Genomic DNA, 22,949 nt, shown 5'->3' with positions numbered 1-22,949 from the left:
TGTTTTAAACGCATTTTTATTTTTTGCCCGGCTGGCATACTTTCTGCATTAGCTTATTAACAGCGCAGAAACCGGCAGTTTTAAATGCTAATAAACCAGCAACTGATGGGTGTAACAAATAAGGAATTCTTCCATGTTAAGTTTCGACCCGGAAAAAGTTTCTCTTCCAGCTGGCCATTATATTGGCGGCCAGCACTGCCAGAGCCAGGGCGCATCCTTTGAGGTTAAACGTCCCTCGGATGGCAGGGTCTATGCCACGCTGCAGGACGCCACGCCGCAGGATGTCGATCGTGCCGTGACCGTGGCGCATCAGGCGCTGAAAAGCAGCGGCTGGTCCGGTTGTCCGCCGCGCGAACGCGGACGGGTACTGCGCCGCTGGGCCGATCTGATTGAGCAGGACGCGCTGCTGGCACAGCTGGAAGCGCTGGGCTCGACCCGGCCGATCAATGACGTGGTGTTGCACGAAATTCCTTTTACCGCCGAAGCGATTCGCTTCTATGCCGAATGCGCTGATAAATACAGCGGGGATCTCTTTCCTACCCGCGACAGCAGCCTCGGTATGCTGATTGCCGAACCTTATGGCGTTATCGCCGCGATTACCCCGTGGAATTTCCCATTGTCGATGGCGTCGTGGAAATGCGGACCGGCGCTGGCGGCGGGTAATGCGGTGGTGCTTAAACCCTCTGAACTGACCCCGTTTTCAACCGTGCGCATGGCCGAACTGGCCATTCAGGCAGGCTTACCGGCCGGCGTGCTGAACATTGTCCAGGGCAGTGGCGCGGTGACCGGCAGCGCGCTGGTAAAACATCCGCTGGTGCGCAAAGTCTCGTTTACCGGCTCGACGCTGACCGGTCAACGCATCATGAGCGATGCCGCCCAGCACGGCATGAAACCGGTGACGCTGGAACTGGGCGGCAAAAGTCCACAACTGGTGTTTGATGACGCGGGTGACCTTGAGGTGCTGGCCCAGCGTATTCTGCGCGGCTTCACCGCCAACGGCGGTCAGGCCTGCGTGGCGGGCACCCGTCTTATTGTGCAGCGCAACATTGCCGATCCGCTGGTTGAGCGGCTGGCTCAACTCTGCCGGGAGGTTAAACCGGGCGTCACCTGGCAGGAGGACAGCCGCTACGCACCGCTGATCGACGAACGACAGGGCAACAAAGTCTGCTCGGTTATTGAAGCGGCAAAAGCGCAGGGCGCAGAAGTGCTGGTGGGCGGTGAGCGTTTTGCCGACACCGACGACGGCTGGTTCTGGCAGCCCACGCTGCTGAGTCACGTGGCGCAGGATAACCCGGCGGTCCAGCAGGAGATTTTTGGTCCGGTGCTGACGGTGCAGACGTTTGATGATGAAGAGCAGGGACTGGCGATGGCCGCCCATGACACCTATGGCCTCTGCGCCGGTGTTCACACACTGAGTCTGCCGCGCGCGCTGAGGGCAATGCGCGCCATTGACGCGGGCACCGTCTGGATCAACCGCTATGGCCGCTCCGGCGACTTCATCATTCCGACCGGCGGCTTTCTTGGCTCCGGCATTGGTAAAGATTTAGGCCGCCAGGCGTTTCAGGCCTGCCAGCGCCAGAAGAGTGTACTTATCGATTTCTAAGCGCAACTGACAATGACGAGGGTGTTACATGGCACTGTTTAAACCGAAATTCATCACGTTTGACTGTTACGGCACGCTGATTCGCTTCGATATGGCGGGTGCCGCGCAGCGCTGTTTCAGCGACCGCGTCGACCCTGACGCAATGCTCGCCTTTACCACCGACTTTTCCAGCTACCGGCTGGATGAGGTGCTCGGCGCGTGGAAACCCTATTACGACGTGGTGAGTAATGCCCTGCAGCGCACCTGCAAAAAGTGGGGCGTCCGCTGGGACAAAGCCGACAGCGACTTTATCTACACCGACTGCGCCAGCTGGGGTCCGCATCCCGACGTGCCCGCCGGGCTGGCAAAGGTTGCTAAGGAGTTTCCGCTGGTGCTGCTGACCAACTCGATGAAAGACCTGATCCCGCATCACGAACCGCGTCTGGGCGCACCAATCTATATGGCTATCACGGCAGAAGAGACGGGAGCCTACAAACCACAGATGAAGGGCTTCGAGTACATGCTGGATAAGCTCGGCTGCGGCCCGGAGGAGATCCTGCACGTCTCCTCCAGCTTCCGCTATGACCTGATGACTGCCCACGATCTCGGCATCAAAAACAAAGTCTGGGTCAATCGCGGTCATGAACCGGCAAATCCGTACTACCAGTACACCGAAATCAACGATATTGGCGGCCTGCCTGGCGTCGTCGGACTCTGAGGAACACCCCATGAAACTGGAATCGTTCTGGCAGGCTACCGCTCCGGCCTTTACCGGTGCCGCATGTGAACCGCTGCCGGCACAGGCGGACGTGGTGGTGATTGGCGGTGGCTTCACCGGCATCTCGGCGGCCCTGAACCTGGCGCGCAGCGGCATCAGCGTGGTGCTGCTGGAGAGTGGCGATGTGATGAGCCAGGCCTCGGCGCGCAACGGCGGTCACTGCAACACCGGTGTGGCGCAGAACTTCGCCTCGCTGGTGGCGAGCCAGGGTCTGGAGCAGGCCAGCCGCTTCTACCGGGCATTTGATGAGGCGGTGAGCTATGTCCAGCAACTGATCCAGGATGAAGCGATCGACTGCGATTTCCGGCTGTGCGGCAAACTCAAGCTCGCCAGCAAAGCGTCGCATGTGGCCGGGCTGCAGGAAGCGTATGAACTGATGCGCCGCACCGTTGACCCGGAGATCGAACTGCTCGACAAAACGGCGGTACGCAACGAGATCGCCAGCGATGACTTCCACGGCGGCCTGCTGCAGAAGCGAGGCGGTCAGATGCACATGGGCAAGTTCGGCGTCGGGCTGGCTGAGGCCGCCGCCCGCAGCGGCGCGAAGATTTTCCCGCACCACGCCGTGACGAAGTTAGAACGCCTGAAGGGTTATCAGCATCGGGTAGAGACCGCGCAGGGCACTATTCTGGCGGACAAAGTGCTGATGGCGACCGGCTGCTCCAACGTCGGCCCTTTTCCCTGGTTTCAGCGCCGCATTGTGCCGGTCGGCAGCTTTATCGTGGTGACTGAGGCGCTCGACCCGGCGCTGCTGCGCCAGGTGCTGCCAAACGATCGCACCTATGTCACCTCACTGAATATCGGCAACTACTTCCGTACTACGGCCGATCGCCGTTTGGTGTTTGGCGGGCGGGCGCGGTTTGCCGTCAGCAACCCGACGTCGGATTCGCGTAGCGGCGAAATCCTGCGCCGGGCGATGACGCAGATGCTGCCACAGCTTGGCCAGTCGCAGGTGGATTACTGCTGGGGCGGTATGGTCGACATGACCGCCGACCGTCTGCCGCACGCGGGTGAACAGGATGGCCTCTTCTATTCGCTGGGCTACAGCGGTCACGGCACCCAGATGTCTGTGTGGATGGGACGCGTCATGGCCAGTCTGCTGGCGGAAAAGCGCACTGAAAATCCCTGGCAGCGCGACACATGGCCTGCGCTGCCCGGTTATCACGGCAAGCCATGGTTTTTACCGCTCGCAGGACTCTATTACAAAGCAAAGGATCGCCTTTCATAACGTCCCGTCGGGTGCTGACCGCCAGGTTATCAGCACCGCCAGAACATGATCCCCGGTTCGCCTGACTATTGAGGGTACAGAGATGAGTAAATTTGATAATAACGACGCTGATGCGGTAAATCCGGCACTGACGCGCATGATCACCGAAGGCTCACTTTCACGTCGCAGCCTGATGAAAATGCTCTCAGCCGGTGCGGTGATGAGCAGCGGCCTGATCACTTTTTCAGGGGCGGCACTGGCGGACGACAAGCCGGTCAGGGGCGGTAAACTGCGGGCGGCGATGTCGAATGCCTCGGCCACCGATACACTTGATCCGGCCAAAAGTAACAACAGTGCGGATTACACCCGCCAGTTTATGTTCTACAGCGGCCTGACCGAGCTGGATAAAAACCTGATGGCGCAGCCAGCGCTGGCCGAATCGCTGGAATCCAGCGACGGCATTACCTGGCATATCAAACTGCGTAAGGGGGTCACTTTCCATGATGGCAAACCGCTGACTGCCAAAGATGTCATCTACTCGCTCAGCCGTCACAAAGATCCGGCCATCGCCTCTATCGCCTTTAAGCTGGCCGATCAGTTCAAAACCTTCAGCGCGGTCAATGATAATGAGGTGCAGCTGGAGCTGAGCAGCGCTAACTTCGACGTCCCTTATATGCTGGCGACACCGCCGTTTCTGATCGTGCCGGACGGCACCAAAGATTTCAGCAAAGGCATCGGCACCGGTCCGTTTGTCTGCAAAGCCTTTATGCCGGGTGTGCGCACCATCGGCACCAAAAATCCCAACTACTACAAGCCTGGTCTGCCGCATCTGGATGAGGTAGAGCTGATTGGCGTCACCGACGGCGCAGCGCGCGTTAATGCCCTGATGTCGGGCGATCTGCAGATGGTCTCCACGCTGACCGCTGCCGACTGCAAGCGCATCAAAGCCAGCAGCGAATTTGGCGTGCTTGAGAGTAAATCGGGCATGTACACCAACCTGATTATCCGCACCGATGTGAAGCCGGGTAACAACGAAGATTTCGTGCTGGCGATGAAATATCTGCAGCCACGTGAAATGCTGGTGAAAACGGTGCTGCAGGGTTACGGCGACGTCAGTAATGACACCCCGGTGCCGCCGTGGCATCCGCTCTATAACGCCGATCTCAAACCGCGTGCGCTGGACATTGAAAAAGCGAAGTTCCACATCAAAAAAGCGGGCATGGCCGGCTCCACGGTGGAGATTATCACCACGCCGAATATCGAAGGGGCAAATGAAGGCGGTCAGATGATTCAGCAGATGGCGCGCGGGGCAGGGCTGAACATCAAAGTGCGACGTGTGCCGTATGACGGTTACTGGTCTTCGCACTGGATGAAAGATCCGGTGGGATATGGCTCGATAAACCCGCGTCCGACGCTCGACATGCTCTTCTCACAGTTTTATCTCTCTACCGCACCGAATAACGAATCGGGCTGGAAAAATCCTCAGTTTGATCAGCTGGTGGTCGCGGCACGCGGTGAGCGCGATCAGGCGAAACGCAAGCAGATGTATGGTGACATGCAGAAGTTGATTTATGACCACTGCGGCACCCTTATCCCGACCTTTATCAGCTCCACAGATGGCTACAACAAAAAGGTCAAAGGGGTGGAGGCCTGGCCGTCAGGCATGATGATGGGCTATCGCTTCCATGAGTTTGCGTGGCTGAGTGCCTGATACGTTATTTGAGGAAGGAGTGCGCCGATGAACCGATACATGCTGTTCCTGATTGCCCGGCGAATTGGCGCCGGCATCCTGACTTTGCTTATCGTCTCGGCGGTGGTGTTTTTCATCACCAGCCTGCTGCCGGGCGACGCAGCGCAGATGATCCTCGGCCAGAACGCCACGCCGGAAACGGTGGCGGCGTTACGGCAGCAACTGGGTCTCGATCAGCCTTTGCTGATGCGCTACTTCCACTGGCTGACAGGCATGGTGCAGGGCGACTTTGGCACCTCGTTTGCCAGCCATTTGCCGGTCTCGCAGCTGGTGGCGCAGCGCATTCCCGCCACCTTTGAACTGGCGGGTATCACCACGCTGATCTGCGTGCCGCTGGCGCTGATTATCGGCATTATTGCGGCGATGAATCGCGGTTCCCGACTCGATCGGGCGCTGGTCATCGGCACCATGGCGACGGTTGCCGTGCCGGAGTTTCTGGTGGCGACGGTGGCGGTGCTGATTTTTGCCGTCAAGCTGCACTGGGTGTCAGCGATGTCGTTCGGCAGCCCGGATAGCGACCTGCTGAGTTACCTCAAAGCCTACGCGCTGCCGGTGCTGACCCTCTGCTGCGTGCTGGTGGCGCAGATGGCGCGTATGACGCGGGCAGCCATTATCAACCAGCTCGACAGCCCTTATCTGGAGATGGCGCTGCTGAAAGGGGTTTCACCGCTGAGAGCGGTACTGCGTCACGCACTGCCTAACGCGGTCGGCCCCATCGCCAATGCCATTTCACTCAGCCTCTCCTATCTGTTTGGCGGGGTGATCATCATCGAAACTATCTTCAGCTATCCCGGTCTGGCCAGCCAGCTGGTGGATGCGGTCAGTAACCGCGACCTGCCGGTGGTGCAGCTCTGCGTGATGCTGTTCGCCGCCTGCTACCTGGTCCTGCTGCTGGCGGCAGACATTCTGACTATCGCCTTTAACCCGAAATGGAGAAGCGCATGAATATTCTCTCGTTGCCCTGGCGTTTCTTACAGTCGCTCTCCTGGTCAGGACGGCTGGGTCTGATAATGTCGCTGTTCTGGCTGCTGATGGCGGTATTCGGCACCCCGCTGGCCCCGCACAGCATTGATGACATCGGCGGCGGTCCGCTGATGGGCGGCCTGACGTCTGATAACCTGCTGGGCACCGACTACCTTGGGCGCGACATGCTGAGCCGCATTCTCTACGGCGCGAAGTTCTCTATCGGTCTGGCGCTGAGTGCGGCGCTGCTGGCCAGCCTGATCGGCACGCTGCTGGCGCTGCTGGCAGCGGTGGCGGGGCGCTGGCTGGAGGAGTTACTGGGCCGCGTCAACGACGCGCTGCTGGTACTGCCGGGTAAAGTGCTGTCCCTGATGATAGTCGCGGTATTTGGCTCCTCACTGCCAATGCTGATCCTCACGGCGGTCTTCACCTACTGGCCGGGCGCATTCCGTATCGCGTTTGCCATGGCCAGCTCGCTGCGCAGCATGGACTACGTCCGGGCGTCACGGCTGCGGGGCGAAAGCCGCTGGTATATCGCCATTCACGATATCCTGCCCAACATGGTGCACCCGATGCTGACTGACTTTGGTCTGCGCTTTGTCTACATCGTTCTGCTGCTGAGCGGCCTGAGCTTCCTCGGTCTGGGTGTTCAGCCGCCCTACGCCGACTGGGGCACGCTGGTGCGTGAAAATATGCAGGGGCTGTTTGACGGCTCGCCTGCGGTGCTGATGCCCGCGCTGGCGATTGCCAGCCTGACAATTGGCGCCAACCTGTTTATTGACAGCCTGCAGGCGATGCGTCCGATGACGCTGGCGAAGGAGGGAGCATGAACGTGACACCACATACCGCCATGCCGGTGATTTCGGTGGATAAACTGCGCGTCACTGCGCAGACCGATCGCGGCGAAGAGATCGACCTGGTTTCCGACATTCACTTTACCGTGCAGAAGGGCGAGGTGCTGGCGCTGATTGGCGAATCCGGCTCAGGTAAAACCACTATCGCGATGGCGCTGATGGGTTACGCCCGCAGCGGCTGCCGCATCGCCGACGGCAACATTCACGTTGCCGGCACCGACGTTAACAGCCTGACGCCGGGGCAGCTGCGCGCCTTTCGCGGCAACAAAGTCGCCTATATCGCCCAGAGCGCGGCAGCGTCGTTTAATCCGGGCATGAAGATCCTCGACCAGGTGATTGAGCCGGTGGTTATCCACGGCACCCTGACCCGCAAAGCGGCAAAAGCCAAAGCGATTGAGCTGTTCCGCGAACTGGCGCTGCCCAACCCCGAGACCATTGGCGACCGCTTCCCGCACCAGGTGTCGGGCGGTCAGTTGCAGCGTCTGATGACGGCGATGGCGCTGATTGGCGATCCTGACGTGGTCATCCTTGATGAACCAACTACCGCGCTGGATGTGACCACGCAGGTGGAAGTGCTGAAGGCATTTCGCCGCGTGGTGGTGCAGCGCGGCGTCACCGCCATCTATGTCAGTCACGATTTAGCCGTGGTGGCGCAGATGGCAGACCGGATACTGGTGCTGCTGCGCGGCAGGATGGCGGAGTATGGCAGCACCGCGCATCTGATCGGCGCACCGCAGGCGGAGTACACCCGTTTACTGATGGAGGCGGCGCGGCAGAAAGAGCGGCCCAGCAACTGGTGCCCGGTTGCCGCCGATATTCAGCCGCTGCTAGAGGTGCGCGACCTCAGCGCAGGTTATGGCCCGCGCGGCAGCGACGGCTATCCGAAAATACGCATTCTGGAGGATATCAATCTCAGGCTGTGGAAAGGGCAGGCGATTGGCATTATCGGTGAGTCAGGCTCAGGTAAAACCACTCTGGCGCACGCCATTGCCGGACTCAACGCTCCAAGCCACGGCCATATTCTGTTTAACGGCCACTACATCTCGGGCGATATGCAAAAACGGCCTGACAATGAGCTGCGCCGCATTCAGTATGTGTTCCAGATGGCAGACACCGCGCTGAACCCGGCCCACAGCGTTGAACGCATACTGTCGCGTCCGCTGACGCTGTTTCACGGTCTGAGCGGTGCGGCCCGACAGCAGCGGCTTTATCAGCTGCTGGATCTGGTGCAGCTTCCGCGCAGCGTGCTGTGGCGGCGTCCCTGGGCGCTCTCCGGCGGGCAGAAGCAACGCGTCAATCTGGCGCGCGCGCTGGCGGCTGAGCCGGATCTGATTCTGTGTGATGAAGTGACCTCGGCGCTGGATACGGTGGTTGCCGCCGCAGTCCTCGACTTAATCAGCGAACTGCGCCGCGAACTGGGACTCTCGGTGATCTTCATCAGCCATGACATGCATGCGGTACGCGCGGTGTGTGATGAAATCGTGGTGATGAAGAGCGGTCGTATCGTCACCCAGCTGGCGCGCAGCGACTACGACAAGCCGACCAGTGAGTTGTATTTCGAGCGGCTGAAACGCGCGGTGCCGGAGCTGCGTCAGGGCTGGCTGGATGAGCATGAAGAGATTTTAAAAGCAGAGTGAGTTGTCTGAAGCAACTGGCACCCTGATTAACCCGCCTGCACAGCACTAATGTAATGCGCGGGCGGCACGGGTCAGCACACAGCGGTGATATCGCTCTGCGCTGATCAGATACTGACAACAGAGGTAGTCTTGTTATGCCTGCACCGATTCGTTATGTACAGGACAGTGCGAATTTTCCCGATTCCGCCGATGTAGTGGTGATTGGCGCCGGTATCGCCGGAGCCGCCGCCACCTGGGAGCTGGCGAAGCAGGGACTGAAGGTCGTGCTAATCGAAAAAGGCCTGGTAGGAGCGGAGCAGTCGAGCCGTAACTGGGGCTGGTGTCGCCAGCAGAACCGCGATGAACGTGAATTGCCGCTGATTATTTATGCGCTGCAACGCTGGGGTGAGCTTAACGATGAAACCGGCGAAGAGCTGGGTTTCCGCCGCAGCGGCCTGGTCTACGCCACGCAGGAAGAGTCGGACATCGCGGCCTGGGATAAGTGGATCCAGATGGCAAAAGGCTATGGCGTGCGCAGTTCGATTCTCACAGCGGAGCAGGCCAAAGCGATGACGCCCGGCAGCACCACAAGCTGGCGGGGCGGTCTCTCAGCACCTACCGACGGTCACGCCGAACCTCGTCTGGCTGCGCCCGGGCTGGTGGCGGGCGCGCTGAAAAAAGGGGCGCTGCTGTTTCAGCAGTGCGCGGTGCGCGGGCTGGATATCGCCGCCGGACGGGTCAGCGGCGTCTGGACCGAGCGTGGCCTGATCAAAACCAGCCGGGTAATCTGTGCCGCCGGGGCCTGGACCTCCATGTTCTGCCGTCGTCACGGTATTGATCTGCCGCTGGGCAACGTGATTGGCACCGCCTTCCGCACGCAGCCCATTGAGCAGGCGATCGCCATGCCGCTTTACACGCCAGGCTTTGCCTGTCGGCCACAGATGGACGGCAGCTACACCGTATCCGTCTCGGGTCGCGGTCGGCTGGAGCCGGGGGCGCAGGGGCTGCGCTATGCCCGCCAGTTCTATCCGACCTTTAAAAGTCGCCGCAAGAATCTCACCCTGAATCTTGGCCTGTCGCCGTTCTTCAATGGCCCGGAAGCGATGGGTGGCTGGGCATTTGACCGCGAGTCGCCGTTTGAGCGCATGCGCATTCTCGATCCGGCAGCCGATGCAACGATCGTAGAAGAGGGACTGGCGGCGATGCGGCGTGAATATCCGGCGCTGGCGAACCTGCGGCTGGCGCAGTCGTGGGGCGGCATGATTGACAGCACCCCGGACGCGATTCCGGTGATCTCCACCGTGGCGAAACTGCCGGGGCTGGTGCTCTCGGCGGGCTACAGCGCCCACGGCTTTGGTATCGGACCGGGTGCCGGACGACTGGCTGCCGATCTGGCGACCGAAGCCACGCCAGTTGTTGATCCCACCCCTTATCGCTACAGCCGTCTGGTTGACGGCAGCGGACTTGAAACGCCAGGCATGATGTAAGGAGACCTGCAATGAGCCTGAAAATACGCGCAATGACGCCGGACGATCTCGACCACTGTTTCACCTTAACTCAGGCACTGAAATGGCCCCACCGACGCGAAGACTGGGCGCTGGCGCTGCAGCTGGGCGAGGGCACAGTGATTGAAGAGCAGGGCAAGCTGATTGGCAGCGCCGTGCTCTGGCGCTGGGGCGACAGTGCCGCCACGCTGGGACTGATCATTGTCGATAACCAGCAGCAGGGGCGCGGCCTGGGCAAACAGCTGATGCTGGCGCAACTGGAAAAATTGCCTGATTGTAACGTGCGTCTGCACGCCACCGAAATGGGCAAAGGTTTGTATGAGAAGCTCGGGTTTGTCAGTTGCGGTGAGATTCGACAGCACCAGACCCGCGCCGTGACCACGCTGCCAGAACCCGTGATCCCGGCTGGGCTGCAGCTGCGTCCGGCAACACTGGCCGACCACGCCACACTGGTGACGCTGGATCAGCAGGCGCACGGTATGCATCGTCCGGCACTGTTCGACCACCTGCTGCGCGACTGCCAGACGGTGCTGTTGCAGGATGACCAACAGCAAATTCAGGGCTTCGCCAGCCTGCGCCGCTTTGGTCACGGCTGGGCGATTGGCCCGATCATCGCCGGAGACTTCGCGGTAGCGAAGGCGCTGGTCGCCTCGCTGATGCAGTCGCTGCAGGGGGAATTTCTGCGCATCGACACCGATGCCGCGCTGCCGATGGCCGGCTGGCTACAGAGCCTCGGCATCCCTCAGGTCGATGCGCCTGCGACTATGGTGCGCGGCACGCCCTGGACGCCGCAGGGTATGCAGGCGTTTGGACTGATGACTCAGGCGATGGCCTGATGCATATCGTCTATAAATCGGAGCCGGAACGTGGCCGCATCTGGCAGCGCTGGCTGGCAGCGCATGCGCCTGACATTCAGCTGCATATCTGGCCTGAGACCGGCGATCCAGAGCAGGCTGAGGCGCTGGTTGCCTGGCAGCCACCGGCTGACATCACTGCGCTTTTCCCCCGGCTGAAACTGCTGTTCTCCGTTGGTGCGGGGGCCGATCAGTTTGACCTTGGCGCGCTACCGCCCGAGCTGCCGGTGATAAGAATGATCGAACCAGGCCTGACCCAGGGCATGGTGGAGTATGTCACCTTCGCGGTGCTCGGCCTGCATCGCGACATGCCGCGCTATTTTCATCAGCAACGCCAGCAGCAGTGGCTGGCACACGCGGCATTACCTGCCGCGCAGCGTCGGGTGGGCGTAATGGGGCTGGGCGAACTGGGCCAGGCCGCACTGCAACAGCTGGTGGCGCTGGGCTTTGACTGCGCCGGCTGGAGCCGCACACCGCGCCAGATTCCCGGCGTCCGCTGCTGGCACGGTGACGATCAGCTCGGGGCGTTTCTGGCGCACAGCGATATTCTGGTCTGCCTGCTGCCGCTGACTGACACCACACAGGGTCTGCTTAACCGCACCCTGTTTAATCAATTACCACAGGGCGCGGCGCTGGTGCAGGCCGGGCGCGGCCCCCAGCTGAATCAGGACGATCTGCTGCAGGCGCTGGAGAGCGGGCAGCTCCGTGCCGCCGTGATCGATGTGACCGACCCGGAGCCGTTACCGTCGGGCCATCCCTTCTGGCACCATCCCGCCATCTGGCTCACACCCCACATTGCCAGCCAGACGCAGAACGAGAGTGCCATTGCGGCACTGCTGGAAAACCTGCGGCGCTATCAGCGTGGCGAGCCGCTGCACGGTGAGATTGACCGTTCGCGAGGATATTAAAATGGAACATCTGGTGGCACTGCGCCGCGACCTGCATGCGCATCCGGAACTGGGCTTTCAGGAGCAGCGCACCAGCGACATCGTGGCGAACTTTCTGCAACAGCTTGGCATAGAGGTGCATCGCGGCATCGGTAAAACCGGCGTGGTCGGGATACTGAAAAAGGGTAGCAGTGAACGTATGATTGGCCTGCGGGCTGATATGGATGCGCTGCCGATGCAGGATCAGAGCGGCACCGACTGGCAAAGCCGCGCGGAGCAGGTGAGCCACGCCTGCGGCCACGACGGTCACACCGTGATGCTGCTGGGAGCCGCAGAAAAACTGGCGCGCGACGTCAGCTTTGATGGCAGCGTCTGCTTTATCTTCCAGCCCGCCGAAGAGGGGCTGGCGGGTGCAAAGGCGATGATTGACGATGGCCTGTTCAGCCGCTTTCCCTGCGAGGCGGTCTACGCCATTCACAACTGGCCGGAACTGCCGCTCGGCCAGGTACAGACCCGTCCTGGCGCGATCATGGCGGCGGCTGACCGCTTTGATATCCGGGTACTGGGCGGAGGTGGTCATGCCGCACAGCCACATCTGACGCGCGATACTCTGCTGGCGACCAGCGAACTGGTGGTGCAGCTGAATACCCTGGTGTCACGCGCGCTGGATCCGTGCGAAACGGCGCTGCTCACCGTCACCCGGATGCAGGGCGGCTTTTCGCACAACATGATCCCGGCGGAGGCGAACATCACCGGCACGGTGCGCACTTTCAGCCCGGCAGCGCAGGCGACGATTGAAGCGCGGCTGCGTCAGATGGCGGAGCACATCACCGCCGCCCACGGCCTGCACGCAGAGGTCAGCTATCTGCGCTACTACCCGGCGACCCTGAACAGCGCTGCTGAAGCGCAGTTTTGCCTGCAGGCGCTGACGCAGGCGGGCATTACGGCTGAGGCCGCGCCCCAGCCCGCACTTACCTCAGAAGATTTCGCTTTTATGCTGCAGGCGCGGCCCGGTGCCTATCTGTGGCTGGGATCGGCACCCTGCAAGCCGCTGCATCATGCCGCTTACGACTTCAACGATGCGCTGATCCCGCATGGCGTTAACGTTTTTGTCACGCTTATTCGTCAGGCGCTGGCAGAGAAATTTCCCTGCTGAATGCCGCAGGATTTTGACAGGAAATGCCGCTGTCTGAGGAATTACGGCAGCGTGACAAACCAGCGGGTTGCGATACTTGAGCCAACCGAACGTTACGTGGATGAGGGTTTAAAATGCAGAATGTCATGGCAGAGCAGCAAGCATACTCCGATAACAGCCTGTTACTGGATGCACGCGAGCAGAATGTGCCGCGCGGCGTAGTTACCGCCCATCCGCTGGTGATCGAACGCGCCAGAGGCAGTGAAGTGTGGGACGTGGAGGGCAATCGCTATCTCGACTTTGTCGGCGGCATCGGGGTGCTGAATGTCGGCCACAATCACCCGGCAGTGGTCAATGCGGTGACCCGCCAGCTCGGTCTGGTGTCTCACGCCTGTTTTCAGGTGGTGGCCTATCCGGGCTACATCGAGCTGGCGCAGCGGCTGAACAAACTGGTGGGCGGCGATGAGGCGTACAAAAGCGTCTTCTTTACCAGCGGCGCGGAAGCGGTGGAAAATGCGGTGAAGATTGCCCGCTCACACACCCAGCGCTCTGGCATCATCGCTTTTGATGGTGCGTTTCATGGCCGCACCCTGCTGGGTATCACCCTGACCGGCATGTCCGCGCCTTACAAACAGAATTTTGGCCCGTTCCCCGGCGATATTTACCGTCTTCCCTTCCCGAATCCGCTGCACGGTATTACTGAAGCAGACTGCCTGAAAGCGCTGGATCAGCTGTTTGCGGTGCAGATCCTGCCAGAGCGGGTCGCGGCAATTATCATTGAGCCGGTTCAGGGCGACGGCGGCTTCCTGCCCGCTGGCCCGGCATTTATGCAGGCGCTGCGTCGCATCACCAGCCAGCACGGTATTCTGCTGATTTGCGATGAAATCCAGTCCGGCTTCGGGCGTACCGGCACGATGTTCGCCTTCCAGCAACTGGGTATTAAACCCGATTTAGTCACGCTGGCGAAAAGCCTTGGCGGCGGTCTGCCGATTTCCGGCGTGGTGGGGCGTGCAGAGATCATGGATGCACCCACACCCGGCGGGTTAGGCGGTACTTATGGCGGCAACGCACTGGCCTGTGCTGCGGCGCTGGCGGTGCTGGATCTGTTTGAGCAGGAAAACCTGTTGCAGCGCTCCTGCCAGCTTGGCGAGCAACTCAATGCACGACTGCGGCAGCTGGCGGATAAATATGCCTGCATCGGTGACGTTCGTGGCGTGGGTTTTATGCAGGCGGTGGAGATCCTCGATTTCGAAACCGGTCGCCCGGATGCGGCCTTAACCCAGAAGATCCTCGACAGCGCCTGCCAGGAAGGATTGCTGCTGATTAAATGCGGCCTGCATCGCAACACTATCCGTTTCCTGGCGCCGCTGGTCACTACCGACTCACAGCTGGAAGAGGCGCTGCATATCTTCGATATTGCGCTGGCCCGCGCCACAGGCCGGTTGGGATAAAGTGCGATTCCTCATTGATATTGTTAAAGTAATTTGAAAATCTCCCGCTGGTATAACCACTGCGAAGCGCTGGTGCGTTTACGGTAAAGCGTGATATACCTTCGGGAGGTTCTGCACATTTAATTAAGCGTCTATCCCATCAGGCTATTTCATTTGTCAGTCTGAACCTGGTCAGTGCTTACAATCCTCACGTACGCCATGTACGCGCCGGTTGTTGCGCGCTGTCCGTCTCCAGACTGCCTGCAACAATGACGCCTGGCGGGACAGGCTCTGACAATGAGGGGGGGGCTATGAACGGCTTAATGAAACTCGACCGCATCGACATCAACATCCTGGTGCAACTCCAGAAAGATGGCCGTATCAGCAACGTTAACCTCGCCGACGCCGTAGGCCTTTCGCCCAGTCCCTGTCTGCAACGGGTCAAACGTCTGGAACAGGCCGGTTTTATCACCGGTTATGAAGCGCACATTAATCTCACCCGCATTACCGATTCGGTGACCGTCTTTACCGAAGTCACCCTGTCAGGCCATCGCCGCGAAGACTTTATGAAATTTGAAAGTGCGATGCGCGACGTCGATGAGCTGATGGAGTGCCATCTGATTACCGGCGGCTATGACTATTTGCTGCGCTTTATTACCCGCAGCATTGAACATTACCAGGAAGTGATTGAGAAGATGCTCGACGCTCAGATCGGCATCGATAAGTACTTCAGCTATATCGTGATCAAATCCCCGATCATGAAAAGCAGCGTGCCGTTGCGATCGCTGATCGGCAAGCACAATTCGGTGGAGTTCGGCGTGTAGCGGGCGGTCAGGCGTCGCCCTCGCCATGTTTACCGGTGGAGAGAGGGCCGTCACCTGCCTTGTATCTGTCTGCTCTTTCGCGATTCACACCAGCCGCACTTATGTTCGCCCATCCGCTTCACTTCTCCCGTTAATCTGCAAGATGCCCCCTCAGCATAAAATTTCTTCATGACGCAAAATTCAGTCGCAACAGCCGGTTCTGTAGCGCGCTACAGCCTCAACCGTTGGGCAAACCCTTTTACACTGTTTTCAACCGATACAAGGAGTTGTCATGGACTCATTACAGATTGCTGACCAGCAGTGGCAGCGCGAGGCGTTCACTGTCTCCACCAGCCGCCAGCAGCTCGACCTGGCGTGGATCCACATCCAGCTGGCGGAGAAGTCCTACTGGGCCAAAGGCCAGCCGCTGGCCAAAACCGTGCGGGCGATTGCCGGTTCGCTGCCGTTTGGCCTCTATCACCAGCAGAGACAGATTGGTTTTGCCCGCCTCATCACCGACTACACCCGGTTTGGCTGGCTGTGTGACGTAATGATTGATGAAAACTGGCGCGGTCACGGGCTGGGCAGTTGGCTGGCAACCTGCGTCCGTGAACACCCGGAGCTGCAAACGGTGCATCGCTGGATGCTCTCAACCCAGGATGCCCATCAGGTCTATCAGCGGCTCGGCTGGCGTGTGGTGCAGCATCCCGAGGCACTGATGGAATTTCCCCCTTCCTGACACTGGAGTTACCCCGATATGCGATACCGCGTTGGCGTGGATATTGGCGGATCCTTTACCGATTTCGCCGTGCTCGATCAGCAAACGAACCAGATTCACACCCTGAAAGTCCTGTCACGACCGGATCAGCCAGGCAGCGAAATCGTTACCGGGCTGGCGCAGTTTCAGCAGCATCAGGGTATTGACCCCGCTGAGATTGGCTACTTCACCCACGGCACCACGGTAGGTATTAACGCGGTGATCCAGCGACGCGGCGTGCGGCTGGCGCTGTTCGCCACGGAGGGCTTCTGCGATGTTTTGGAGCTGGCCCGGCTTAAAATTCCGCATATCCACGATCTTTTCTCCCGGCGTCCTGCTCCGCTGATCACCCGCGATCGGGTGTTTGCCATCCGTGAACGCAGCGACGCGCACGGCAACGTGCTGCAACCGCCTGATCGTCAGAGTGTGCTCGACGCAATCGCTCAGGCACGCGCCGCAGGCTGTCAGGGCATTGTGGTGTCGCTGCTGCACAGCTATCGCAACCGGCACAATGAAGCGGCGGTGAAGGCGATTATCGACGAGGTGGCACCCGAGCTGCTGACCTCCTGTTCCGCTGACATCTGGCCGATCATCCGTGAATATGAACGCACCATTACCGCCACCATTAATGCCTACGTGCAGCCGATGGTGATCCACTACCTGGAATCCTTTGAGCAGGCGCTGCACCGGCTGGGCGTCAAGCCGCCGCCGCGCATCACCAAATCCAACGGCGGGGTAATGGGCGTCGATCAGGCGAAACGCGAATGCGTGCAGATGGTGCTGTCCGGCACCGCATCCGGAGTGATTGGCGCCAGCTATCTCGCCAGCGCCTGCGGTTTTGACAAAATCCTCAGCCTGGATATCGGTGGCACCAGCGCCGACGTGGCGGTGATCATCGACGGCAAAGTGGCGCAGGGCAATGGTGAAATCATCGGGGATTTCCCGATCTTTATTCCTTCTGTCGCCGTCACCTCGGTGGGTCAGGGCGGCGGCTCGCTGGCGTGGATCGATGGTCAGGGCGTGCTGCAGATGGGCCCGGACAGTGCGGGATCGCTGCCTGGCCCGGTCTGCTTCCGGCGCGGCGGCACGCAGCCCACCGCCACCGATGCGTTTGCCGCCTGCGGCATGATGGGCCATGGCGCGCTGGGTTATAACGCCGTCACTGTGGATGTGGACGCCGCCTGTGCGGCCTGGCAGCCGCTGGCCGATGCGCTTGGCGTCACGGTGCAGGAAACGGCGGAAACCGCCATCCAGCTGGCGATCTCCAGTATGTACAGCGACACCAGCGGCCTGCTGTCGCGCTTTGGTCTCGATCCGCGAGAATTCTGGTTCCTGGCCTTTGGCGGTGCCGGGCCGATGATGGGCTGTTTTCTGGCCCGCGAACTGAATATGAAAGGGGTGATTGTGCCGCCGACGCCGGGCGTGCTGTCCGCACTGGGCGGGCTGGTGGCGGACATTCGTAACGACTTTATCCGCACGCTCTACGGCGATCTGACGCCCGCCCTGGCCGACACCCTGGCCAGTGAAGCCGAAGCATTACAGCAGCGCGCCTGTGGCTGGCTGGCACAGGAGCACGGCAGCGACATGCCTTACAGCCTGCAGTTCAGCGCGGATATGCGCTATCGCGGGCAGTCGTTTGAGATCGATGTGCCGCTGGAGGCGAACTGGCTGGCGCAGGCGGATTTCACTGCCCTGCATGACGCCTTTGATCGTCAGCACCAGCAGCTGTTTGGTCACTGTGACCCGCAGGCTCCGGTGCAGTTGATCAACCTGCGGCTGGTGATTGCCTCACCGACGCCGAAACCGGTAATTAACCCCCTGGCTCCGGCCACGGAACCGGTGCCGGTACTGAAACAGACCAGCGCGTGGATCGACGGCGGCTGGCATCAGGTTGATTTAGTGCTGCGTTCGGCGCTGCGCGCCGGCCATCAGCTCAGTGGCCCGGTCATCATCGCCCAGGATGACTGCACCACCTGCGTGCCGCCCGGCATGGGTGTCACGGTCGATTCATTCGGTAATCTGCTGATCACGGCGAACGAGGCATAACATGGCGATTGATGGACGTAACTTACAGATCCTGGCGAACTACTGCGCCGCCGCTGCCGATGCGATGGCCTTTACCCTGATGCGCACGGCGCACTCCACCTTTGTGAAAGAGACGGAAGATTTCTCCTGTCAGATTGTCAGCCGCAGCGGCCTGGCGTTTGCCTCGCCGCGCAGCTTCGGCGCGCCGTGGTACAGCGGCATCGACTATGCGCCGGTGCTGGCGCTGATTGAAGAGTACGCTGACGGCGACATCTGCATTACCAACGACGCCTACGCCGGCAACGTGGCGACCCACTCGCCCGATATCCACATCTGGAAACCGGTGTTCCACCAGGGTGAAATTGTCTGCTTCGTTGTGGGCCACATTCATAACACCGACGTCGGCGGCGCGGTGCCTGCCTCGCTGTCGCGCTCGCTGACCGATATCGTGCAGGAGGGGATTCGCATCCCGCCGCTGAAGATCATGCGGCAGGGTCAGCTCAACGAAGAGGTCGCCAGCATCATGCGGCTCAATGTGCGGGTGCCGGATCAGAACTGGGGCGATTTCAAAGCCCAGCTGGCGTCGGTGAACGTCGGCGAGCGTAAAATCCACGACATTATTGCCCGCTTTGGCATTGCCGATTTTTTGCAGGGCATTGAGGGCATACTTGATTACGCCGAAGCGCAGGCGCGCAGCATTATCAAAACCATTCCCGACGGGGAATACTTCTATGCCGACTACGCCGATGAAGATGGCGAGGGCGGTTATCCCTGCCGGATCGCCATTACTCTGCGGGTGCAGGGCGATCAGCTGGAGCTGGACTACACCGGCAGCGACCCGCAACTGGCCTCGTCGCTGAACATGCCGACTGGCGGACGTGAGCGACATCCGCTGGCGCTGGTGGGTGTTACCTATGTGCTCTCTACGCTGGACCGTTCACTGCTGCTTAACGCCGGTACGCTGCGACCCACCCGGGCAATCCTGCCGCCTGGCACGGTCATGAACTGTGAAGCACCCGCAGCGGTGGGGATGCGCTCCCTGACCTGTGCACTGTCGCAGATTGCCACTATCGGCGTCTTCTCGCTGGCGATGCCGGAGCGTTTGCCCGCGAATTCACCGGGCGGCAACTCAATCATGAACATCCGTACCCAGACGCAGAATCGCAGTGTGGTCGCCTCGCTGGGTCCGGTGGGCGGCGGCGCGGGCGGCACGCCGCGTCACGATGGGCCTGACGGCTCCGGCGGTCTTTCAGCCTTTCTGAAAAACACCCCGATTGAGATCAACGAAGCGGAAGTGCCAATCCGCTTTCATCGCTACGGACTGGCCCAGGACAGCGCCGGAGCCGGTCGCTATCGCGGCGGTTTAGCCACCGAAATGGCATTTGAGATTTTCTCGCCCAATACCACCATTACCGCGCGCAACCGTAACCGATCGGTGTTTGCCTCGGCGGGTGTCGTCGGCGGCCAGAGTGGGGCGCTCTCTTACTTCCGTACCCGGCGCGACGGTGAGGTCATCAATCACGGTAACACTGATGTGATCCACTGCCTGCCGGGTGACGTGGTCGAAGTGCGCGGACCCGGCGCGGGCGGTTATGGCCTGCCGACACAGCGCGATGCCGATGCGGTGATGCAGGATGTGCGCTGCGGTTATCTCAGCGTCGCGGCAGCCAGGACGCAGTATGGCGTGGTAGTGGTTGATCACCACGTGGATCGGGCAGCAACGGAGCACCTGCGCGCCACGATGCCGCAGCAGGCTGCGCACCATTTTGAGCACGGCGAAGCACGGAGTCGCTTCGAAATGCTCTGGACGCCACAGCGTTATCAGTTACTTACCGCCTTTCTGGCAAGCGCGCCGGTGAGCTGGCGTCACTTCCTGAAAACCCAGGTATTCCGGGCGGTGGCAGAGATAGGCGAAACGGCGGATATGGCACAAATATTCAGTGATTTGCGTCAGCGATACCCGGCAATGGCGAACAATTAACGGCGATTGCTCATCGTCTACTACGCTTTAAGTCTGCATGGACTACAAGGGGAAACGCGACGATGAGCATGAAAACCAGTGATTTTTTTGTCCAGCGCCTGAAAGAGTGGGGCGTCACACGCATCTATGGCTATCCGGGAGATGGCATCAATGGGGTGCTGGGCGCCATTCAGCGTGCTAACGCCAAAGGCGACGGCATCGAATTTATTCAGGTCCGCCACGAAGAGATGGCGGCCTTTATGGCGGCAGGACACGCCAAATTCACCGGTGAGCTGGGCGTCTGCCTCTCTACCGGCGGGCCCGGCGCGACCCATCTGCTGACCGGACTCTATGATGCCAAAATGGATCATGCTCCGGTGCTGGCGATTGCCGGACAGGCGGAAGCGACCGCGCGCGGCTCCAGTTATCAGCAGGAGATGAACCTGGATCGCATCTTCTCGGACGTTGCCAACTTCGTTCAGGAAGCTTCGAGTTCAACCCAGGTTCGCCATCTGCTCGACCGGGGCGTGCGCATCGCCAAAGCGCAAAACGGCGTGGCGGTGATCATCATCCCCAAAGATATTCAGGATGAAGAGTGGCAGCCGCCGCAGCATCTGCACGGTTTTACCCATTCCGGCAGCGGCTATCAGCGTCCTAAAGTGATCCCTTATGAAGCGGATCTGCAACGCGCCGCTGAGGTGCTTAACGCCGGTAAAAAAGTGGCGATTCTGATTGGCGCAGGCGCACGTAACGCCGCCGTCGAGGTGGTACAGGTCGCGAACGTGCTGGGTGCGGGCGTGGCAAAAGCGCTGCTGGGCAAAGATGTGCTGCCGGACGATGCGCCGTTTGTGACCGGTTCGATTGGCCTGCTGGGCACGAAGCCCTCATCCGATTTAATGCAGAACTGCGACACCCTGTTGATGATCGGCAGCGGCTTCCCGTGGACGGAATTCCTGCCGGAAGAGGGCAAGGCGCGTGCGGTGCAGATCGACATCGATCCCGCCATGCTCGGCCTGCGCTATCCCAGCGAAGTGAATCTGCATGGCGATGCGGCTGAAACCCTGCGCGCTTTGCTGCCGCTGCTGGAGCACAAAGAGGATCGCAGCTGGCAGGAAGATATCGCGCTTCAGGTGCGCGACTGGTGGACGCTGATGGAAGAGCGCGCCATGGCACCCGCTAATCCGGTCAACCCGCAGCGGGTGGTGTGGGAGATGTCGCCACAACTGCCGGATAACGCCATTGTCACCTCGGACTCCGGTTCCTGTGCTAACTGGTTCGCCCGCGACTATCGGGTAAAACAGGGTCAGCGCGCCTCGCTCTCCGGCGGTCTGGCCTGTATGGGCGCGGCGGTGCCTTATGCGATTGCCGCAAAATTTGCCCATCCCGACAAACCGGTGGTGGCGCTGGTGGGTGACGGTGCGATGCAGATGAACAATATGGCAGAGCTGATCACCATCCAGAAATACTGGCAGCAGTGGGCCGATCCACGCCTGATCGTCTGCGTGTTCAACAACCAGGATCTCAATCAGGTCACATGGGAGCAGCGGGTCATGGAAGGGAATCCCCGCTTTGACGCCTCGCAGCAACTGCCGGATGTGAAGTATGCTGAGTTTGCGCAGTCGCTGGGGATGGTCGGTATTTTTGTCGATAATCCTGACGATCTGGCGGCGGCCTGGCAGCGTGCGCTCAGCGCCGATCGCCCGGTATTGCTGGAGGTGAAAACCGATCCGGAAGTTGCCCCGTTACCGCCTCACATCACCTTTAAACAGGCGAAAGCCCTTATGGCGTCGATGGTGAAAGGCGATCGCGGCGCGGCACAGATCATCAGCGACACCGCCAGCCAGCTGTTCAATAAAAAGCATTAAGGGCTAAGTGGGTCAGCCGCGCCTCGCTAACCTTAAATCCCGGATGCACTCGCGTCCGGGTCTCCAGTCACTTCATCATCAACGGGAGTCTTACCATGACTGCTCACTCCAGCCCTGTCTGGTTAATATCGGGATGTTCGACCGGATTTGGTCGTGAACTGGCGCAGCAGACCATCGCGCGTGGTTTTAAGGTCGTCGTGACGGCACGTGATACCTCTTCCATTGCCGATCTGGTTGAGGGGCACGACAACGCGCTGGCAGTAGCGCTGGATGTCACCCACCAGGCGAGCATCGACCAGGCCGTCGAAGCGGCACTCGACACGTTCGGCACCATTGATGTGCTGGTAAACAACGCCGGTTACGGCTATCAGAGCTCGGTGGAAGAGGGTGTGGAAAGCGAAATCCGCGCGCAGTTTGATGCCAACGTTTTTGGCCTGTTTGCCCTGACCCGCGCCGTGCTGCCCGCGATGAGAAAGGCGCGTAGCGGCCACGTCATCAACATTACCTCGGTGGCAGGCTTAATTGGTTTTGCCAGCTCAGGCTACTACTCTGCCAGCAAACATGCGGTGGAAGGCTGGTCAGATTCGCTGGCGCTGGAAGCGGGACCGCTGGGCATTCGCGTTACCTGTGTCGAGCCAGGTCCGTTCCGCACCGACTGGGCAGGACGCTCCCTGCATCAGACGCCGAGCACGCTGCCGGACTATGCAGAGACTGCAGCCGCACGGATGAAAGCCACCGCCGAATACAGCGGCACTCAGAAGGGCGATCCGGCGCGAGCCGCCACGGCAATGATTGCCATCACTGAGCATGACAACCCGCCACGCCATCTGGTGATGGGTGCCTGGGGCCATGAGGCCGTGACCAGTAAGCTTAAAGAGCGGCTGGCTGAGATCGAAGCGTGGAAACAGACGTCAGTGGAGACAGATTTTCCGGAGTAACAGGTGAGTTGCGGGTGGTGGAAAGCCGTCTGCGAGTGAG

18 protein-coding genes are annotated in these 22,949 nt (G+C 60.4%); all 18 read left to right on the top strand.

All coding sequences use genetic code 11. The annotated features are described in order from the left end of the window. Window positions 1-133: 133 nt before the first annotated feature. The 18 genes from FOV68_RS04045 (at window position 134) to FOV68_RS03960 (ending at window position 22,909) form a co-directional block, all read left to right on the top strand. On the top strand, window positions 134-1,603 hold the full coding sequence (locus FOV68_RS04045) for an aldehyde dehydrogenase (protein WP_031591249.1): 1,470 nt from the start codon (window positions 134-136) through the stop codon (window positions 1,601-1,603). Window positions 1,604-1,631: 28 nt separating this feature from the next. Beyond that, a complete protein-coding gene (locus FOV68_RS04040) occupies window positions 1,632-2,300 on the top strand; it encodes a haloacid dehalogenase type II (RefSeq protein WP_031591248.1) in 669 nt (222 codons plus the stop codon). A 10-nt stretch (window positions 2,301-2,310) separates the two neighbouring features. After that, window positions 2,311-3,588: an FAD-binding oxidoreductase gene (locus tag FOV68_RS04035; RefSeq protein WP_143990357.1), complete on the top strand. Its 1,278-nt coding sequence runs from the start codon at window positions 2,311-2,313 to the stop codon at window positions 3,586-3,588. Window positions 3,589-3,670: 82 nt separating this feature from the next. Further along, window positions 3,671-5,278, top strand: a complete 1,608-nt coding sequence (locus tag FOV68_RS04030) for an ABC transporter substrate-binding protein (protein ID WP_033778880.1) — start codon at window positions 3,671-3,673, stop codon at window positions 5,276-5,278. A gap of 27 nt (window positions 5,279-5,305) precedes the next feature. Continuing rightward, entirely contained in the window at window positions 5,306-6,262 is a 957-nt protein-coding gene (locus FOV68_RS04025; RefSeq protein ID WP_010247875.1) for an ABC transporter permease, read from the top strand. Then, window positions 6,259-7,110 (top strand): ABC transporter permease, encoded by an 852-nt coding sequence (locus FOV68_RS04020; RefSeq protein ID WP_031591097.1) that lies wholly within the window; start codon window positions 6,259-6,261, stop codon window positions 7,108-7,110. The genes FOV68_RS04025 and FOV68_RS04020 overlap by 4 nt, the downstream gene beginning before the upstream one ends. Beyond that, a complete protein-coding gene (locus FOV68_RS04015; RefSeq protein WP_010670910.1) occupies window positions 7,107-8,771 on the top strand; it encodes an ABC transporter ATP-binding protein in 1,665 nt (554 codons plus the stop codon). The genes FOV68_RS04020 and FOV68_RS04015 overlap by 4 nt, the downstream gene beginning before the upstream one ends. Before the next feature lie 134 nt (window positions 8,772-8,905). Next, window positions 8,906-10,237: an FAD-binding oxidoreductase gene (locus FOV68_RS04010; protein ID WP_010247869.1), complete on the top strand. Its 1,332-nt coding sequence runs from the start codon at window positions 8,906-8,908 to the stop codon at window positions 10,235-10,237. A gap of 11 nt (window positions 10,238-10,248) precedes the next feature. Continuing rightward, complete coding sequence (locus FOV68_RS04005; RefSeq protein ID WP_143990356.1) at window positions 10,249-11,091, top strand: GNAT family N-acetyltransferase; 843 nt, start codon at window positions 10,249-10,251, stop codon at window positions 11,089-11,091. After that, window positions 11,091-12,017 carry a glyoxylate/hydroxypyruvate reductase A gene (locus FOV68_RS04000; RefSeq protein ID WP_143990355.1) on the top strand — a complete coding sequence of 309 codons (927 nt, stop codon included), beginning with the start codon at window positions 11,091-11,093 and terminating at the stop codon, window positions 12,015-12,017. The genes FOV68_RS04005 and FOV68_RS04000 overlap by 1 nt, the downstream gene beginning before the upstream one ends. Before the next feature lies 1 nt (window position 12,018). Further along, window positions 12,019-13,152 (top strand): M20 aminoacylase family protein, encoded by a 1,134-nt coding sequence (locus FOV68_RS03995; protein ID WP_031591093.1) that lies wholly within the window; start codon window positions 12,019-12,021, stop codon window positions 13,150-13,152. 113 nt (window positions 13,153-13,265) lie between these two features. After that, on the top strand, window positions 13,266-14,582 hold the full coding sequence (gene gabT, locus FOV68_RS03990) for a 4-aminobutyrate--2-oxoglutarate transaminase (protein ID WP_010670905.1): 1,317 nt from the start codon (window positions 13,266-13,268) through the stop codon (window positions 14,580-14,582). A gap of 290 nt (window positions 14,583-14,872) precedes the next feature. Further along, entirely contained in the window at window positions 14,873-15,385 is a 513-nt protein-coding gene (locus FOV68_RS03985; RefSeq protein WP_010247853.1) for an Lrp/AsnC family transcriptional regulator, read from the top strand. 271 nt (window positions 15,386-15,656) lie between these two features. Continuing rightward, complete coding sequence (locus FOV68_RS03980; RefSeq protein WP_010247848.1) at window positions 15,657-16,103, top strand: GNAT family N-acetyltransferase; 447 nt, start codon at window positions 15,657-15,659, stop codon at window positions 16,101-16,103. A gap of 18 nt (window positions 16,104-16,121) precedes the next feature. Beyond that, window positions 16,122-18,167, top strand: coding sequence for a hydantoinase/oxoprolinase family protein (locus FOV68_RS03975; RefSeq protein WP_031591092.1), 2,046 nt, complete (start codon window positions 16,122-16,124; stop codon window positions 18,165-18,167). A gap of 1 nt (window position 18,168) precedes the next feature. Then, a complete protein-coding gene (locus FOV68_RS03970; RefSeq protein ID WP_122458193.1) occupies window positions 18,169-20,127 on the top strand; it encodes a hydantoinase B/oxoprolinase family protein in 1,959 nt (652 codons plus the stop codon). Between the two features lie 62 nt (window positions 20,128-20,189). Continuing rightward, window positions 20,190-21,971, top strand: a complete 1,782-nt coding sequence (locus FOV68_RS03965) for a thiamine pyrophosphate-requiring protein (RefSeq protein ID WP_143990354.1) — start codon at window positions 20,190-20,192, stop codon at window positions 21,969-21,971. Window positions 21,972-22,066: 95 nt separating this feature from the next. Beyond that, on the top strand, window positions 22,067-22,909 hold the full coding sequence (locus FOV68_RS03960) for an oxidoreductase (RefSeq protein ID WP_143990353.1): 843 nt from the start codon (window positions 22,067-22,069) through the stop codon (window positions 22,907-22,909). The last annotated feature ends 40 nt before the right edge of the window (window positions 22,910-22,949 follow it).

The organism is Pantoea sp. paga (genome assembly GCF_007558755.1).
Taxonomy (GTDB): Bacteria; Pseudomonadota; Gammaproteobacteria; order Enterobacterales; family Enterobacteriaceae; genus Pantoea; species Pantoea agglomerans.
Note: the sequence above shows the minus strand (reverse complement) of the source record. Positions and strands in the feature narration are given on the sequence as shown.

Bases quoted from the DNA above. Each gene is read 5' to 3' on its own strand.
- FOV68_RS04045 (WP_031591249.1), top strand. From the start codon at position 134: ATGTTAAGTTTCGACCCGGAAAAAGTTTCTCTTCCAGCTGGCCATTAT.
- FOV68_RS04040 (WP_031591248.1), top strand. From the start codon at position 1,632: ATGGCACTGTTTAAACCGAAATTCATCACGTTTGACTGTTACGGCACG.
- FOV68_RS04035 (WP_143990357.1), top strand. From the start codon at position 2,311: ATGAAACTGGAATCGTTCTGGCAGGCTACCGCTCCGGCCTTTACCGGT.
- FOV68_RS04030 (WP_033778880.1), top strand. From the start codon at position 3,671: ATGAGTAAATTTGATAATAACGACGCTGATGCGGTAAATCCGGCACTG.
- FOV68_RS04025 (WP_010247875.1), top strand. From the start codon at position 5,306: ATGAACCGATACATGCTGTTCCTGATTGCCCGGCGAATTGGCGCCGGC.
- FOV68_RS04020 (WP_031591097.1), top strand. From the start codon at position 6,259: ATGAATATTCTCTCGTTGCCCTGGCGTTTCTTACAGTCGCTCTCCTGG.
- FOV68_RS04015 (WP_010670910.1), top strand. From the start codon at position 7,107: ATGAACGTGACACCACATACCGCCATGCCGGTGATTTCGGTGGATAAA.
- FOV68_RS04010 (WP_010247869.1), top strand. From the start codon at position 8,906: ATGCCTGCACCGATTCGTTATGTACAGGACAGTGCGAATTTTCCCGAT.
- FOV68_RS04005 (WP_143990356.1), top strand. From the start codon at position 10,249: ATGAGCCTGAAAATACGCGCAATGACGCCGGACGATCTCGACCACTGT.
- FOV68_RS04000 (WP_143990355.1), top strand. From the start codon at position 11,091: ATGCATATCGTCTATAAATCGGAGCCGGAACGTGGCCGCATCTGGCAG.
- FOV68_RS03995 (WP_031591093.1), top strand. From the start codon at position 12,019: ATGGAACATCTGGTGGCACTGCGCCGCGACCTGCATGCGCATCCGGAA.
- gabT (WP_010670905.1), top strand. From the start codon at position 13,266: ATGCAGAATGTCATGGCAGAGCAGCAAGCATACTCCGATAACAGCCTG.
- FOV68_RS03985 (WP_010247853.1), top strand. From the start codon at position 14,873: ATGAACGGCTTAATGAAACTCGACCGCATCGACATCAACATCCTGGTG.
- FOV68_RS03980 (WP_010247848.1), top strand. From the start codon at position 15,657: ATGGACTCATTACAGATTGCTGACCAGCAGTGGCAGCGCGAGGCGTTC.
- FOV68_RS03975 (WP_031591092.1), top strand. From the start codon at position 16,122: ATGCGATACCGCGTTGGCGTGGATATTGGCGGATCCTTTACCGATTTC.
- FOV68_RS03970 (WP_122458193.1), top strand. From the start codon at position 18,169: ATGGCGATTGATGGACGTAACTTACAGATCCTGGCGAACTACTGCGCC.
- FOV68_RS03965 (WP_143990354.1), top strand. From the start codon at position 20,190: ATGAGCATGAAAACCAGTGATTTTTTTGTCCAGCGCCTGAAAGAGTGG.
- FOV68_RS03960 (WP_143990353.1), top strand. From the start codon at position 22,067: ATGACTGCTCACTCCAGCCCTGTCTGGTTAATATCGGGATGTTCGACC.